At 43.3% G+C, this 15,507-nt stretch carries 17 protein-coding genes; 7 read left to right on the top strand and 10 right to left on the bottom strand.

Annotated elements, in window-relative coordinates:
- Positions 1-17: 17 nt before the first annotated feature.
- Positions 18-1,493: a protein adenylyltransferase SelO gene (locus tag PO771_RS09225; RefSeq protein ID WP_272562981.1), complete on the bottom strand. Its 1,476-nt coding sequence runs from the start codon at positions 1,491-1,493 to the stop codon at positions 18-20.
- A gap of 339 nt (positions 1,494-1,832) precedes the next feature.
- Here PO771_RS09225 and PO771_RS09220 point away from each other — a divergent pair, with 339 nt between their 5' ends.
- Positions 1,833-3,128 (top strand): glycosyltransferase, encoded by a 1,296-nt coding sequence (locus PO771_RS09220; protein ID WP_272562980.1) that lies wholly within the window; start codon positions 1,833-1,835, stop codon positions 3,126-3,128.
- A gap of 85 nt (positions 3,129-3,213) precedes the next feature.
- Here PO771_RS09220 and PO771_RS09215 read toward each other — a convergent pair whose 3' ends face one another.
- A complete protein-coding gene (locus PO771_RS09215) occupies positions 3,214-3,675 on the bottom strand; it encodes a hypothetical protein (RefSeq protein ID WP_272562978.1) in 462 nt (153 codons plus the stop codon).
- A 51-nt stretch (positions 3,676-3,726) separates the two neighbouring features.
- Here PO771_RS09215 and PO771_RS09210 point away from each other — a divergent pair, with 51 nt between their 5' ends.
- A complete protein-coding gene (locus PO771_RS09210) occupies positions 3,727-4,437 on the top strand; it encodes a hypothetical protein (protein ID WP_272562977.1) in 711 nt (236 codons plus the stop codon).
- Positions 4,438-5,008: 571 nt separating this feature from the next.
- Here PO771_RS09210 and PO771_RS09205 read toward each other — a convergent pair.
- Complete coding sequence (locus tag PO771_RS09205) at positions 5,009-5,557, bottom strand: hypothetical protein (RefSeq protein ID WP_272562976.1); 549 nt, start codon at positions 5,555-5,557, stop codon at positions 5,009-5,011.
- 23 nt (positions 5,558-5,580) lie between these two features.
- On the opposite strand from PO771_RS09205, the gene PO771_RS09200 reads away from it, so the two are divergent.
- Positions 5,581-6,006, top strand: a complete 426-nt coding sequence (locus tag PO771_RS09200) for an SPOCS domain-containing protein (RefSeq protein WP_272562975.1) — start codon at positions 5,581-5,583, stop codon at positions 6,004-6,006.
- 68 nt (positions 6,007-6,074) lie between these two features.
- On the opposite strand, the gene PO771_RS09195 is transcribed toward PO771_RS09200, so the two are convergent.
- Genes PO771_RS09195 through PO771_RS09180 form a run of 4 tightly spaced genes read right to left on the bottom strand, consistent with a single transcriptional unit; the run spans position 6,075 to position 9,418 of the window.
- On the bottom strand, positions 6,075-6,776 hold the full coding sequence (locus tag PO771_RS09195; protein WP_272562974.1) for a 3'-5' exonuclease: 702 nt from the start codon (positions 6,774-6,776) through the stop codon (positions 6,075-6,077).
- Positions 6,773-7,756: an ABC transporter ATP-binding protein gene (locus PO771_RS09190; protein ID WP_272562973.1), complete on the bottom strand. Its 984-nt coding sequence runs from the start codon at positions 7,754-7,756 to the stop codon at positions 6,773-6,775. Before PO771_RS09190 ends, PO771_RS09195 begins: the two co-directional genes overlap by 4 nt.
- 41 nt (positions 7,757-7,797) lie before the next feature.
- Positions 7,798-8,610, bottom strand: coding sequence for an ABC transporter permease (locus tag PO771_RS09185; RefSeq protein WP_272562972.1), 813 nt, complete (start codon positions 8,608-8,610; stop codon positions 7,798-7,800).
- Positions 8,611-8,614: 4 nt separating this feature from the next.
- On the bottom strand, positions 8,615-9,418 hold the full coding sequence (locus PO771_RS09180; protein WP_272562971.1) for an ABC transporter permease: 804 nt from the start codon (positions 9,416-9,418) through the stop codon (positions 8,615-8,617).
- Positions 9,419-9,862: 444 nt separating this feature from the next.
- Between PO771_RS09180 and PO771_RS09175 the strand changes: the two genes are divergently transcribed.
- The 3 genes from PO771_RS09175 (at position 9,863) to PO771_RS09165 (ending at position 12,455) form a co-directional block, all read left to right on the top strand.
- A complete protein-coding gene (locus tag PO771_RS09175) occupies positions 9,863-11,134 on the top strand; it encodes a bacillibactin exporter BcbE (RefSeq protein ID WP_272562970.1) in 1,272 nt (423 codons plus the stop codon).
- A 128-nt stretch (positions 11,135-11,262) separates the two neighbouring features.
- Positions 11,263-11,457, top strand: coding sequence for a YozQ family protein (locus PO771_RS09170; RefSeq protein ID WP_272562969.1), 195 nt, complete (start codon positions 11,263-11,265; stop codon positions 11,455-11,457).
- A gap of 194 nt (positions 11,458-11,651) precedes the next feature.
- Positions 11,652-12,455: a PhzF family phenazine biosynthesis protein gene (locus PO771_RS09165; RefSeq protein WP_272562968.1), complete on the top strand. Its 804-nt coding sequence runs from the start codon at positions 11,652-11,654 to the stop codon at positions 12,453-12,455.
- Between the two features lie 73 nt (positions 12,456-12,528).
- On the opposite strand, the gene PO771_RS09160 is transcribed toward PO771_RS09165, so the two are convergent.
- Together PO771_RS09160 and PO771_RS09155 are read right to left on the bottom strand one after the other, a co-directional pair.
- A complete protein-coding gene (locus tag PO771_RS09160; RefSeq protein ID WP_272562967.1) occupies positions 12,529-12,789 on the bottom strand; it encodes a phage holin family protein in 261 nt (86 codons plus the stop codon).
- A 128-nt stretch (positions 12,790-12,917) separates the two neighbouring features.
- Positions 12,918-14,207, bottom strand: coding sequence for an ATP-binding protein (locus PO771_RS09155; protein ID WP_272562966.1), 1,290 nt, complete (start codon positions 14,205-14,207; stop codon positions 12,918-12,920).
- 263 nt (positions 14,208-14,470) lie between these two features.
- On the opposite strand from PO771_RS09155, the gene PO771_RS09150 reads away from it, so the two are divergent.
- On the top strand, positions 14,471-14,908 hold the full coding sequence (locus PO771_RS09150; protein ID WP_272562965.1) for a DUF2935 domain-containing protein: 438 nt from the start codon (positions 14,471-14,473) through the stop codon (positions 14,906-14,908).
- A 281-nt stretch (positions 14,909-15,189) separates the two neighbouring features.
- Here PO771_RS09150 and PO771_RS09145 read toward each other — a convergent pair whose 3' ends face one another.
- Positions 15,190-15,453 (bottom strand): hypothetical protein, encoded by a 264-nt coding sequence (locus PO771_RS09145; protein WP_272562964.1) that lies wholly within the window; start codon positions 15,451-15,453, stop codon positions 15,190-15,192.
- Positions 15,454-15,507: the final 54 nt, after the last annotated feature.

The following is a 15,507-nucleotide window of genomic DNA, read 5'->3' as shown; positions in this document are numbered from 1 at the left end:
GATCTCCTACTTCTATATCAGGTACCGCAAAAGGTTCGGTACGGACGATCTGATGGCTCAGGCAGTGTAGCGTACTCAGCCTGTTCAGGAGAATGCGCGTAGGGGTTAGACAGAACCGCAAGAAGCCGCTCCATTACACTGTAGTCCCCTTGTTTCACTGCCGCCTCTAATGCAGCTTCTACGCGATGGTTCCGCGGAATAAGTGCCGGATTGCTGTTCCGCATCAGCTCATGCGAAGAAGCTTTTGATTCCTCCTGCCTGCCTAGTCGCGCCTGCCACTTCTCATGCCACTGAACAAATTCCGGAGTACCAAACAAGACCGCATCCTCCAGCTTATCAAAAGTTAAAGCACGGAAGGTATTCGTATAGTCCGCACGATACTTCTGCATCATACTAAGCAGGTCTTCAATCAAGGATTCATCCTGCGTCTCTTCATTAAATATCCCCAGCTTTGCTCTCATTCCTGAAAGCCAATTACGCTGATACAACTCAGCAAAATTTGAAAGGGCATCCTCGGCCAGTTTGATAGCCTCATCCTGATCAGCATGCAGCAATGGCAATAAGGTTTCCGCAAATCGTGCAAGATTCCAAACACCAATATGCGGCTGATTGCCATAAGCATAGCGACCATGACGGTCAATGGAACTGAATACCGTTGCCGGATCATAAGCATCCATAAAGGCGCAAGGACCGTAATCGATGGTTTCTCCGCTAATGGTCATGTTATCAGTGTTCATCACCCCGTGGATAAAGCCAACCAGCTGCCATTTGGCAATCAGCCCAGCCTGACGCTTAATCACTTCCTGAAGTAACGAAAGATAGCGATGCTCATCTACTTCCACGTCTGGATAATGACGCTGTAGTGTGTAGTCAGCCAAGACCCGTAGTTCCTCATCTGTGCCCCAGTTTGCAGCGTATTGGAAGGTGCCAACGCGCAGGTGACTCGCAGCCACGCGGGTCAAAACTGCCCCAGGCAAATCGGTTTCACGGATGACGGACTCACCGGTTGTCACCACCGCTAGACTACGGGTGGTAGGAATCCCAAGCGCATGCATGGCTTCACTAATGATGTATTCGCGCAGCATCGGTCCAAGTGCCGCTCGCCCATCTCCCCCGCGGGAATAGGGTGTTCGGCCCGAACCTTTAAGCTGAATATCAAACCGTTCGCCTAAAGGGGTAATTTGTTCGCTAAGCAGTACAGCCCGACCGTCCCCTAGCATCGTAAAATGCCCAAATTGATGCCCTGCATAAGCTTGAGCAAGAGGCAGGGCGCCTTCAGGAATCCGATTGCCAGCAAGCACTTCTACCCCATCTTCGCTTTGCAGTGCCTGGGCATTTAACCCGAGGGATGCTGCCAGCGAATCATTGAGCACCATTAACTTCGGTGAGCGTACAGGGGTTGGGTTGAGGCGGGTAAAAAATGATTTCGGCAGACGTGCATAACTGTTGTCTACGTTCCATCCTGTTTCGATTATTTCTTTTCCCTTTGTCATCGTATCTCCTTTACATAAAACAAAAATCAGAGGCATTCCATAATATTTTTCTGTTTTCTATAGCCAATACAAAATAACCTCTTTTAGTGTCTACTTCTGCCAATTTATTATACTCTTTCTACACATAGATAGCGCCCCTCAAATAGTTATGCGAAAAGAGCTGTTTTCACATACTGCAAAACAGCATCATATAATAAATCGTCCATTACTACCTGTGCAGTGTTGAAAAAAGAAGAAAACAATCAGGACAAACCCTTAGCAATGGTCACTACTTATGGGGCGTTGTCCCTTCTTTTTCTCCCTGTGAGATCATACGTGAAAAAGGAGGAACCGAAACGGATGAAAGTGGCACTTCTAACGATGTTTAACGGCTTGGATAGTTCGTACTCTCTAGTTAATGTGGTAGCTGAACAAGTTCGCATGTTATTGGATGCGGGCATTGAGACAAGCGTGTTAGTTAGTGATATTTGTCCATTGGATAAACGATATGGAATTTTTCTGGATAAACGAATCAACTGGGTGAAAGTTTGTAATCATCTCAACGGAAAACAAATCCATTGGCAGAATTACAATCAGTCTGAAGGACAGGTTCATGATACATTTTTCGAAGAAGCAAATGCTATTGCCGACGACTTAGTGCAAAAGCTAGGCGACACCGACGTTTGTTTTATGCATGATATTCATTATCAAGGATGGCATTTATTGCATAACATAGCAGTAAGAAAAGCTCAGGAACGCTTACCCCATCTAAAATTTATTGCCTTTACGCATTCTGCACCAGTAAATCGTCCGGCAAGCCCTAAATGGCCATTTTCCGCACGTTATACTCCCATGCCAAACACCATATATGTATACCCTACACAATCTGGAATCTCTGCCCTGGCAAAACAATATAACGTGCCTGTGGAAAGATGCAGAGTCGTTAACAATAGTCTTGATCTGCTAAACTTTGCAAGTGATGATGTTAAATTGGTCGCGGAACATCTTACTATTATGAACGCAGATATACTTGTTGTTTATCCCGGACGATTAACGACTGCGAAAAAATTTGATAAAGTAGCCGCTATATGCGGGGCAATCAAAAAGAAATGCGATAAAAACGTCAAAGTCGTCTTCTGTGATTGTTTCCCCGGAAGTGATATTTCACCTCAGACTTATAAAGATTTCGTTCGTGCATGTGGTGTTTCGTTTGGTTTGGAAAACGGAGATATGTTATTTACCTCGGATATAAAAGAGTTCCACAAAGGCTTCCCTCGAAAAGGAATTTTAGAACTATTCTCCCTATCGAACTTGTTCATATGTCCCTCTTATTCCGAATCATTTGGTTTAACGGTTCTTGAAGCTGCTAGTAAAGGGAACTTCCTCGTCTTGAATGAACGCGTTCCTGCCTTAGAAGAATTAGGTAAACATTTGCAGGCTTATTTTATGAAATGGGATGCGCGAAATTTCGGATTCGATACACGGGAAACATACCATCCTTCTGAGAAAGCCTATCTGGAAGAGCACGCACAAATCATTATGAATAGAATCTACAGTAATCCCATTGTTTATGCGAAAACAATGGCAAGACAGCGTTATACACCTCATTGGATTTGGAAAAATCAATTGGAGCCTATTATCCATTCTTTTAGTTAGATCTTTTTCCCGATCAAAAAAGGGCAGGTTCAACCACGAACCTGCCCTTTTATACCATAAATCTATTACTTTGTGTGATTAATGATCATGTTCTTTTTCTAATACATACCTTAATTAGATCCGTTTCCCGGAAACTCCAGAATACATTAACGGTTTTGCCTGGATGATTAATATCCGGCATTTTACTTATATTGTGCAAGGATGCATACCCTTTACTTAGAACAGCCATTCCCGTAATAACATAATCGTTTGGATCGCCTTCATCAGCATCATCCCGGTCGATTATACACTGGAATGCCCTTTCGTCGGTTCTCCACTCTGGATTTCTCGTCCCATCCTGTTTAACGCTCGTATACTTATATTTTTTGGTCACCTTACCACAGATGATTACTTTCTCTGGACAAACTGCTTCAATGACAGCATCTACAGATACATCGTAGACTTCAAAACTGCCTTCTAAAGCTGGAGGCACAAGCTGAGTCTTAAACTCTACAGGGTAAATACAGCACGTTTGTGGATTCGGAATTGGGCATTGTGTAGTAGTCATTGTCGTCGTTATTGAAGTTGTCTCTGTGACTGTTTCCGTATGCGTTTCTGTATGCGTGTCCGTGTGCGTATCCGTGTGCGTATCTGTGTGTGTATCCGTGTGCGTATCCGTATCCGTATCCGTGTGTGTATCTGTTTGCGTATCCGTGTGTGTATCTGTTTGCGTATCCGTGTCCGTTTCCGTGTGCGTATCCGTTTCCGTATCCGTGTGTGTATCTGTTTGCGTATCCGTGTGTGTATCTGTTTGCGTATCCGTGTCCGTTTCCGTGTGCGTATCCGTATCCGTGTGTGTATCCGTGTGCGTATCCGTTTCCGTGTGCGTATCCGTGTGCGTATCCGTGTCCGTGTGCGTGTCCGTGTGCGTATCTGTGTGCGTGTCCGTTTCCGTGTGCGTATCCGTGTGCGTATCTGTTTCCGTGTGCGTATCCGTTTCCGTGTGCGTATCCGTTTCCGTGTGCGTATCCGTGTGCGTATCTGTGTGCGTGTCCGTGTGCGTATCTGTGTGCGTGTCCGTGTGCGTGTCCGTGTCCGTGTCCGTTTCCGTGTGCGTATCCGTGTGCGTATCTGTTTCCGTGTGCGTATCCGTTTCCGTGTGCGTATCCGTGTGCGTATCCGTGTGCGTATCCGTGTGCGTATCCGTGTGCGTATCTGTGTGCGTGTCCGTTTCCGTGTGCGTATCCGTGTGCGTATCTGTGTGCGTGTCTGTGTGCGTGTCCGTGTGTGTATCCGTTTCCGTGTGCGTATCCTTAAAAGTTCCCTCTAAACACATGTTTACAGATCCCTGTAAATTAAATCCTGCCCTTTGATTAAGAAACTGTGCTTCCGTAAGCGGTTGAGTCGAAGAAAGAGTATATGTTTTACATTGCCCAGCCAATACTCTATCTTTCGCACTTGAAATATTCAATTTTACCTTAAAACTATTACAGCCTGAACCTCCACCACAGCTCGCATTTAAGTTTACTCCAACGGATGCTGTAATTGTTCCGGAGTTCTGTACATCAAAACAAGCTGATCCTATGAATCCAACAGCACTATCATTACAAACCGTTATTTGAGCAGACCCGCCTTGTGCAGGAATTTCTACTGTAATTGTTCCTGCTAATACCTCTCCCTTAGGCCCAGTCCCCTTTATACTGGCGATAACAGCCATACGCTCAGTTGCTCCTCTCTATATTTTATAAAATCAACAATACTTAATTTTATGTATCTCTTGTATGAAAGTTCTGGTAATTATCATGATAAAAAGCCCCTTTTTAAACCGCAGCAAGTAACAATGCAGAATGCTTTCCTTTCACCTTTACTTTCTCTTACGCATATAGTCCAATAGAGGAATGTCAAGGGAGTGCTATTGATGAATAAAAGGAGGAAAAAAACAGGTCAGAAAAATCGGCGAAAAATACCATATAAAACCTGTAAAATAAGCAATTCTTTATGTTGTAAGAGTTGTAAGAAAAGAAAGCGGCCAAAGCCACATTATCTCTCATGTCTTGCAAAGCCCCGGCGAAAAAACAAATGTCACATATGCCGGATACGTTTCCAATGTCCTCCGGGACTTCCAGGACCCCCAGGACCTTCAGGATCTTCAGGACCTTCGGGACCTCCGGGATCTCCAGGACCTTCGGGACCTTCAGGACCTTCGGGACCTTCAGGACCTTCAGGACCTCCGGGATCTCCAGGACCTTCAGGACCTCCGGGACCTTCAGGACCTCCGGGATCTCCAGGACCTTCAGGACCTCCGGGACCTTCGGGATCTCCAGGACCTCCAGGACCTCCAGGACCTCCGGGACCTCCGGGACCTTCGGGATCTCCAGGACCTCCAGGACCTCCGGGACCTCCGGGACCTCCGGGACCTCCGGGACCTCCGGGACCTCCGGGACCTCCACAAAAGCCCACTTGTTGCATCATATTGACCGATCACAGAACACAGCTTATTCCTCCAGCCAAACGTAATTCTACTCGTGTTGAGAGAGAACTCTTTGCCCAGGTTAAAAAAATTTGTGATGGGATTGTTTTTATCAGTGGAATGGTTCGTAAAACGATTACCTATACAGCTGTTATAAATAAAGAAGAAGTTCCTAATCAACAGATAGTAGACGAAATTCCTTTTCATGGAATCATCGAAAACGAAGACATAAAAGAGGGAGAGCATTACACAATCAAAGAAGCGAAAATCATATGCAATGTGGATAGACGCGAGGCAAATTTCGGTGGGCCGATCAATCCACAGACTCACAAGCATTCGCTAGCTTTTAGATTACTGGAAAAAGAAATAATTAGGATTTGTATACAAAAAGAAAAAGAACAAAATTCCTTCGATGGTGTCCGTTTCTGATGCCATCGAATTTTCATACTTCATTTAAACAGTAAAGAAAATTGGACAAGCAGACTGCCTAACTGTTTCTACTCCATTCGTGCTTTTGTCATCTCCTTAAAGCACTTCCCGCACATTTTCGCCCGTCTAATGCGATTCGATTTCGGATAATAAAAACCTCCGCACTTTTGGCATTTTCGATAAACCTTGCATATGCTGCCCCGCATAAATTCCTGAACGAGATTTCCCGGTTTATCTTTACAAAGCAGCGTAAAAATTCTAGCCGTATTTATCGCATCATCAAGAGCATTGTGCTCCTCGCCGATCCACGGCAGGCCAAACAACTCCACCGCCTTTCGCAGGGAAAGCTGCTGATGGTCCGCCTCGGGACGATACCTTTTTATGTACGCCTGCAGATCGATATACCGATCTACCCACTCTTCCTCAAGCTTATGCATTTTACAGTCACGAATCAAAGCGAGTTTGTCCGATTCGCTCCACCCGATAAACACATACTCTTCTTCTCCAATCCACCGCTTGAACATTTCGATAACACGCCCGAATGATTCTGCCTTTGCGATCGCTTGCCTCGGTATTTGCGTGAACTTCCGGGCATAATCGGTATAAGTGTAAAGCGGTTTAACATATTCATAAAACATTTCGTACGTGTCCGGTTGGTGTCGGATATGTTCTTCCTTTATTTTCACTGCCCCGATCGATATAATCTCCATCGGGTCTGTGCTTTTCCATACACGCCCGTTTATTTCCGTATCCAGTACAATATAATTCATAGGTATTCCCCCCGCTCATACATCTGGCGAATAATCGAATCAATCTCTGGCTCCTGAAGGGATATATCCACGATTTCTGTCCGCTCCGAAATGCGCTGGATGAGCTGCGCTGCCGTATATTCCTGACGATTAAACCGCAGCCACTTTCGCTTACCTTCCTCCCGAATCAATTCCACCCCTTCGATGTGTAAGGACGTATTCTGTTCTACATCGACAATGAGAATACGGGATGTGCCAAAATGTTCTTTAATTGTTTCCAATGCTCCATCATACATCACCCGACCACGATCAATCAGAATCATCCGTTTGCACAGCTTCTCAATATCCGACATGTCATGCGTGGTCAAAATGACCGTAATCCCTCGCTCATTGTTCATTTCCTGAATGAATGTCCGCATTCGTTCCTTCGCCACGACATCGAGCCCAATCGTCGGCTCATCTAGAAATAAAATCGACGGATCGTGCAGAAGAGAAGCGGCAATATCGGCGCGCATCCGCTGCCCGAGAGATAACTGTCGGACTGGTGTTTGAAAAAACTCATCCAACCCGAGTATTTCCGTAAACATATTCATATTTTTACGGTACTGCTGATCCGATACATGGTACACCTGCTTCAGCAGCTCAAACGATTCAATCGTCGGCAAATCCCACCACAGCTGCGATCGCTGTCCAAATACTACGCCGATCTGACGAGCATTTTTCTGCCGCTCCTGATACGGAACAAGCCCACCCACGTGCACCTCTCCAGACGTTGGCACGAGAATGCCCGTCAGCATTTTAATGGTAGTCGACTTCCCTGCCCCGTTCGGACCAATGTATCCAACCACCTCTCCCTCTTCAATCGAAAAGGACACATCCTCGACCGCTGTCTTGGTGATGTATTCACGGTGAAATAAACTGCGGACCGCTCCCCACATGCCTTCCTGCCGCTTTGCAATCAAATACTGTTTAGATAGATTTTTCACTTCGATTGTCTTCACTATTCTTCCCCGCCTCCTTTCTTCATTTTCCTAAAATTCCCTTACGATCCTGCACTTTTATACCGATTAAGCCCCATCATCCAAATCCGATAGCACATCCAGAAAAAGAGGATGCCTACCGGAAAACTAAAGAACCCCCACTGTGAGGAATACAGCGGATACGTCTTATCCAGCAAAAGCAGCGCCGGCAAGTAATTCACAAACGCAAACGGCAGGATAAAAATGACGATCCACTGCAGAAGATGTGGGTACAGCGTCAGCGGATAGTTCATCATGCTTTTTGCCGGAAACATCACCACCCAGTAAAACCGCTCCGAGCGGGATGTCCAGAAAGCAATTGCCGAGATAAGCACAAGAATCCCGCCTTGAATCAACACCCCTCCGCCCACAGTTCCGAGAAATACGCCCCATTTCCATAACGGCCAATCAAGTTGAAGCTGCCCATACGTAATCGCAATAGCCACAAGACTGAACAAAATCTGACCAAACGCCCCAATGTCAAATTTCATCGCCATAAAATGAAAGAACGGATGAATCGGGCGCACAAGAAAGCGATCAAATGTGCCGTTTACGATATATTGATCCATACTGCGAAAATGAACAAAAAACAGAACACATACACCCCATGATAAAACCGCCAGAGCAAATAGAAAGATCAGCTCCCACAACGTCCAGCCTTCCAAGGCGTGAAAAGAGGACAGCATGACCCACATTGTCACCGTCGTTCCCGCATAACTCATCGCCCAGCCAAGGATGTTCATAAAAAATGCATAGCGGTACTGCATCTGTGCCCGCACACTCGCTCCCACCATCCGAAAATACAAACGTGAGCCTTGCAGCCACGATTGAATCATATCCTTATCCCCCTTGCACCACGATCTTACGCGATGCTTTTGCCCACACCAAGCGAAGAATCGCAAATGAGATAATAAGCCAGACAAGCTGGACAACGAGCGCTTCTATCAGCGCCTGCCCATGCAGTTTTCCCGTGAAAATCGAACTTGGAATAAAAAAGATGCCCTGAAACGGTAAATATTGAGCAACTCCCTTCAGCCAATCCGGAAAAAACCATAGCGGAATGACTGATCCAGAAAATAACGAAATCGAAAAATAAAAAATATCTTCCACGCCACCGGTCTCAATGAGCCAAAACGTAAACAGCCCAAAGGTCAATTCAATACTGTAGCGAATGAAATATCCGATCACAGCGGAAAACAGAAACAGCCCCCATTGAGCCGCTGAGGACGGCAGGTAAAGATCGAATGCCCAGAATAATACAACGTACAGCGGTAGAACCGCCGTCAGGAAATAAAATGCGATGCTACCGAAATCGGAAAACAATGTTCGCGTCGGATAATCGTATGGCCGCATCATCTCCATCGCAATGTCGCCAGTTCGTACCCGCTCCTGGATTTCCCACAGTGGCGTACCTGCACCGTGAATCCCTTGCAGCATCTGACTAATCACGATATAGCTTAGCATCGCTTCAAACGAAACCCCTGCGACCGATTGTTTTCCATTGTATAAACCATACCAGATAAAGCCCCACATACATAAAAAAATGACATTGGAAAAGAGCCGGGTCCACGCATCAAACCGATACGCGGCCGAACGCTGAAAAGCCTTATGGGAAAACGCAAGATAAACGCGGATCTGCTTCATCGTCTCCTCCTAGGTATGTACTCGTTTAATTTGAAGTCCTGTCTATTGTAAGAGTATTTCCTGTTTTTTGGGGTAAGAAGTTAGCCTTTGTAATTAAACGCTAACACATGATTACTAATGTATTCACTAAGTTGTAACAATTCTCCTTTGTTAAAAAACGTATGCAATACTCAGTCCTACACACCATAGTTGACGTGATAAATAAACAGTATTCTTCACTTAAAGTAAGGAGGTTAACTTCTATGCCATGAATGCTACGCCGAATGGCTGGAATCGATAAAAGGCTAACGATGTACGGATAAATTTTTATCCTTCTTGTCATACTAACATTGAAAAACAGAGCTATCAAAGCGGAGTGACAACCCTATAGTAAAGCCATCATATCCAAGAAGCCTATCTTCGTGATAGGCTTCTTTCTTAAAATATTTTTTTAAGGAGACTAATATGGAACAAAGGAAAAAGTGGGATCTACTTGCCCTCAGCTCGATTCCTTTAATCATGACGCTGGGCAACTCCATGCTCATTCCCATCCTGCCTTTGATGGAAAAGAAACTTACCATCTCTTCTCTGCAGTCCAGCCTGATTATCACGGTATATTCCGTTATTGCCATTCTTCTCATTCCAATCGCCGGCTTTTTATCGGATCGATTCGGCCGCAAGATGGTGATTATTCCCGGTTTAGTGATCGCCGGAATTGGTGGTCTTATTTCAGGATGGGCTGCATGGAAAAGTTCAAGCCCGTACATCATGATCCTGGTTGGCCGCTTCCTACAAGGAATCGGGGCAGCGGGGGCAGCCCCCATTGTCATGCCGCTTGTAGGGGATATGTTTAAAAAGGAAAGTGAGGTAAGCAGCAGTCTTGGCCTCATCGAAACTTCGAATACGTTCGGCAAGGTGCTCAGCCCAATACTCGGGGCATTTTTAGCTACCTTCTTTTGGTACCTACCATTTTTCGCTACGCCGGTTTTTTGTTTGGTTTCTCTTCTCCTCGTACTTTTTCTCGTTAAGGTTCCGAAAAGACAAGAACAACCACCTTCTGTTACTGAATTTAAAAACTCAATCGTTCATATTTTTGTGACAAATGGTCGGTGGTTGTACGCGATCTTTGCGATCGGAATTATCTGCATGTACATCCTGTTTGGGGTCCAGTTTTATTTATCGTCCCTGCTAGAGCGTACTTATAAAATTGAAGGGATTACAAAGGGATTCATTCTGGCGATTCCTCTGATCGCCCTCTGTCTTACTTCGTATCTGACCGGTAAATACATTGGACAAAATAAAGTCCGGATGAAGTGGATCACCTTTACCGGATTGATGCTCGTAACGGGAAGTGTATTGTGGATGGGTTTTCTGCAAGGTCTGTATGTCCTTCTAATCGCCCTGTCGTTATGCGGGATTGGCATTGGGGCAGCTCTGCCAAGTCTGGATGCCCTGATCACAGAAGGATTCGAAAAGCAGGAACGGGGTACTATTACCTCTATTTACAGCAGTATGCGCTTTATCGGGGTCGCGCTGGGCCCTCCCTTGTTCGCGATTTTACTTACTGTTTCACAAAAAGCAGTATTTTTTACCGCAACAGGAGTAGGCATACTAGCTGCTCTTCTTTCCTTGTTTGCTGTTCGACCATCCGAATCCAAAACTGCTTCTCCTACTTCCTATTCTCCTACGCTTCCTGTACGAAGAAAACAGAAAGCCACACAAAAGCCCTCTCGGTAGCGATACCAAAAGGGCTTATTTTCATTCCACAGCAAACGACTGATCGACGTTTAAATTGTTATGAATATCCTTCGTAAAAAGACGCACACTGTATGAAGAAACCATCAAAATAAAAAGGGAGACATCTAATGAACAAGAAAAACAACACAAACGTAATGAATGACGCTCGTACGATTGGTGACAAGCAGTATGATGTCCGTGATTATCAATCTAATACATTTGTCTCTAAAGGATTAGCTGCTACACATGAACAAGTTAGCGATACTTACACAGAAGGTACGCTGGAAGCTGTGATTGAGAGCTCAGAATCCGAGGGAAAATAGGAGCCGCTGACTGCTAATTTTCCACTAATCCCGGATAAGATTAAGATATTAAGATACTGTTAACAAGACACCCCCACCCCCCAAACGGGCAGTGGGGGTGTCTTGTTTCTCTCTTTATATACCAAATAGGAAAGATTTTTGAGATAATTTATAAGGACAGTTATTATCTTACATAAGAAAAGAGATGAAAAATAATGAACCAAAATATTTTTCAAATCAATGCATTTACCACTACCCCTTTTTCTGGAAACCCAGCTGCTGTTTGTATACTAGATACACCTAAAGATACATCGTGGATGCAGCGCATGGCACAAGAAATGAATCAACCTGTTACAGCTTTTGTATCTCCAAGAAAAAATAATAAGTACGAACTGTATTGGTTCACCCCAACAACAGAGCTAAACTTATGTGGCCATGGTACACTAGGAAGCGCTCATATTTTGTGGGAGCAAAAACATGTTAACCCTGATGAGTGTATTCAGTTTCATACAAAGAGTGGTCTTCTTCCTGTTAAACAAGTAAACGAAGGTATTCAACTTGATTTTCCAGCCAATCCAGTACAAAAAACAGAAGTACCTGCTGAACTAGAACAAGCAATACAGGTTCCTTTTAGAAACGTTGTAAAAAATATGCTGGGCTACATTGTTGAAGTCGAAACAGAGGAAGTAGTCAAAAAACTAGAGCCTAACCTTGACTTATTGTCTTTAATCCCCGTTACCGGAATTATTGTGACGAGTCTTTCATCTTCCCCAGATTTTGATTTTATTTCACGTTACTTTGCTCCTCGAATCGGAATTAATGAAGATCCCGTAACGGGTTCTGCTCATTGTGGACTTGGACCGTATTGGAGCGAAAAGCTTCAAAAGAAAAGGTTAATAGGCTATCAAGCTTCCTATCGCGGGGGAAAAGTTAACGTAGAGTTAGTAGAAAACCGTGTGTTACTTACCGGACAAGCGCTCACAATTTTTCAAGGAAAACTCATCTTACCTTCATGTTAATTTTCACAATATAGTCAAATAGCTACCCTAGTTCTAGCCAAGGGTAGCTATTTGACTCACATCCATTTTTTCGTTACTTCATTTGTTGCTTTATAGTCTGATGCCCTAATACCGTTATCCCAGCTGCTCCAATCCCTTGTACAACTCCGGATACATTGAGCCCCACCACCCATAATCCAAATCCAATTCCCGCCGCTAAAATCAGCAGTGGAATATGCTTATCCGGTATAATCGAACTCTGCTTTGCCACATATCCAATAACCATTAGTACTGCTGGAATCACTAGCATACCTGGTGCTAACTGAATCTGAGAAATCACTGACCCTACGTCCATGATGTTACCCCCCGACCTTCACTGTATTGCATAGTATGCTTGTTCATTCATATCTGCTTGTTTATTTGTCCTCGTTTTCTGGAAAATAGAAACAGACGCGATAGCTCGCGCCTAGAAAGTGCTACTATTTAATTTTGTTTGCCTGCTATCCTTGGAAATTTAAGAGTGAACTGTGTACCGACTTCTTTTTGGCTTTTAACCTCGATTTGACCATTCATTTTTTCTATAAGTCGATAACTAACCATCAATCCTACACCCGTTCCTTTCGTTTTAGTTGAATAAAACAGGGTTCCAAGACGTTTGACCTCTTCCTCAGTCATTCCAACTCCCTGGTCTTTAATACATATTTCAGCCATATCCTTGCTTTCTTTTACACTTATTTTTAACTCTCCTCCGCTCGGCATGGCCTCAATTCCATTTTTTATAATATTAATTAAGACTTGGCTAAATTTATCAGGATCTGTTTCTATATAAGGAAGATCAGCAGTGACAACTTGTACATCCACATTTTGTAGGATCGCGTAAGAGTACATCAAACTTTTTATATGTTGAATATGCTCAGCGACAGAAATCTTTTCAATTCTCTCCAACTTCGGTTTAGCCAAGGATAAAAAGTTTATAATAATTTCTTGCGTTCGATCTACCTCACTTATCATTAATCCTATATACGGCTTAACATCCTCGGGAATTTGCTTATTTTCAGTAAACAATTGCATGAAGCCTCTTACAACAGTTAAAGGATTTCTAATTTCGTGAGCTACAGAAGCAGCCAGTTCGCTCATCGTATTCAACTGATCGGATTGACGTAATTGATACGTAATCATGGCTTTTTCTCGTAAACTTTCTATTAAAGAAACAGTAATCCACATCGTAAATACCTGAATAATACCGTATCCAATAAAAAACTCTAAAGTCCCTTCTTTAATCTGCATGTGTGTCCAACTCAATTTTATATACGTTATAATCGCAATTAAAAATGATGTACAAATCGTTATAACTGTTGCGAGAAGAATTTTATACCGGGAAGAATGCCTTATATAAGTTGGAGTAATTACTAGCATAGACGGGACTAAAACGGAGGAAACTAACAACGGTATACAAGCCCCTTCGCCACCTAGATAATATCTGTACGCTAAAAAAACTACAGTAACAAAAAGTCCAGAATAATATCCTCCATATAAAAATGCGATAAGCAAAGGAACTGCTCTTAAATCTAATAGATATCCATTGTGGAACGGAAAAGCAAAACCCATACACAATATAATTGATACTGTCGATATCAAACCGTATGCAAGCTTATGTTTCCTCTTATCTTCAAGTAAATCCTTATCCCCCCAATATAAGTGATAAAGCAAAATGGGAAACAGGATTAATAAAATCTGTAATAAAATATGATTGATTCCGCTAGTTACATTCATAGCTGCTACTTTCTTTTCTTTTTTATGTTCAACATTGTTTTAGTTCTTCTACATTTTTGAAATAATCCTAGATTTGCTCACCAACATTCTCGCTCCTCGGTATACTTGTATAGAAATTCTACTAAAACCACGGTAATCCTTTTTAACTTGATAAATTTGTTAAAATAGGTGATCTGGTTATCCAGTATGTAGCCTTTTTCTTTCTTCCTACATAGGCTGTGTATTGAATACTACACAAGGCTAGAAGCCAGGAGGAATACACTATGCAATTTTATTATGGGGAAAAAATGCCCCTTCGCATATTAGATGAGGGTGAGTTTTGGAAAATGCAAGAAGCGGAACATACCCAGGTAATTCGTGCGTTAGTCCCTAATCTAGAACCAGTTTTCGTGCAGGCTTTGCAAGCATGGGAACAGGCTTTTTCACAAACACATGCGCTTTTTATCCGATATATCGAGATTGTAGTGGGAGCAGGGTACCATATTTCTCCTATGATCTACAATCAAATGATGCAGCTGGTCTACTTTGCCTTACAGCAAAGCCAGCAATTTGTTCAGTTTTTAAATCAGCTTGCAGCAGAAAGCACCGCATTAAAAAGTAATCCAACTGCGATTACTGTGTTAAATCATATCAGACGTGAATCTGAATATTTTATTGGCGTTGCAGAAGCATTACTCCAAAAAAGCAGGCAAGCTATTTAGTCAATTCGCCCATTCAAGCATGAGATTCAAAATTAGGCTTGTGTCTGATGACATTTGCCTAACACTCGTCCTGCCCCATACACATAGAGTATTATCATCTCTCGGTAAATATGGAGGTGAATTTCATGGGGTTCTTCAATAATGATGAGGCGATCGGTGTAATTCTGGTTCTCTTTATTCTTCTTGTGATTATCGCTTGTGCATGCGATTAATCGACTTTCTGTCTACGTAGCTTTCTATAAAACAAAGCCACTCCTTTCATAGGAATGGCTTTGTTTTACTTATTTACGTCCCATTTTTTTCTTGATGTCGTCAATTTGACTTTTCGTAACCCCGGACTTTAACAGCATGGATAGTAAGGACAAAGACGATCCACCTTTAGCAAACCCTCTAAATTGTCGAACATATTTGTTAAGTTCAGCGTCTGAAAACGTCTTTCCTGCTGCCTTGCCTGCCTCTTGAATGGCTTTGCGAATTGTCTTATCATCATGCAGCTTATTCTTGGGAATCGCCTTTACAATATTGATAATACGGTTTATGTCCATACATGTTCCCTCTCCTTCTAAAATAGATACTATTATTCTATTTTTGACAGGATA

Origin of the sequence: Aneurinibacillus uraniidurans (genome assembly GCF_028471905.1) — a bacterium.
GTDB lineage: Bacteria > Bacillota > Bacilli > Aneurinibacillales > Aneurinibacillaceae > Aneurinibacillus > Aneurinibacillus uraniidurans.
The sequence above is the reverse complement of the archived record's forward strand: the minus strand, read 5'-3'. Positions and strand labels throughout refer to the sequence as shown.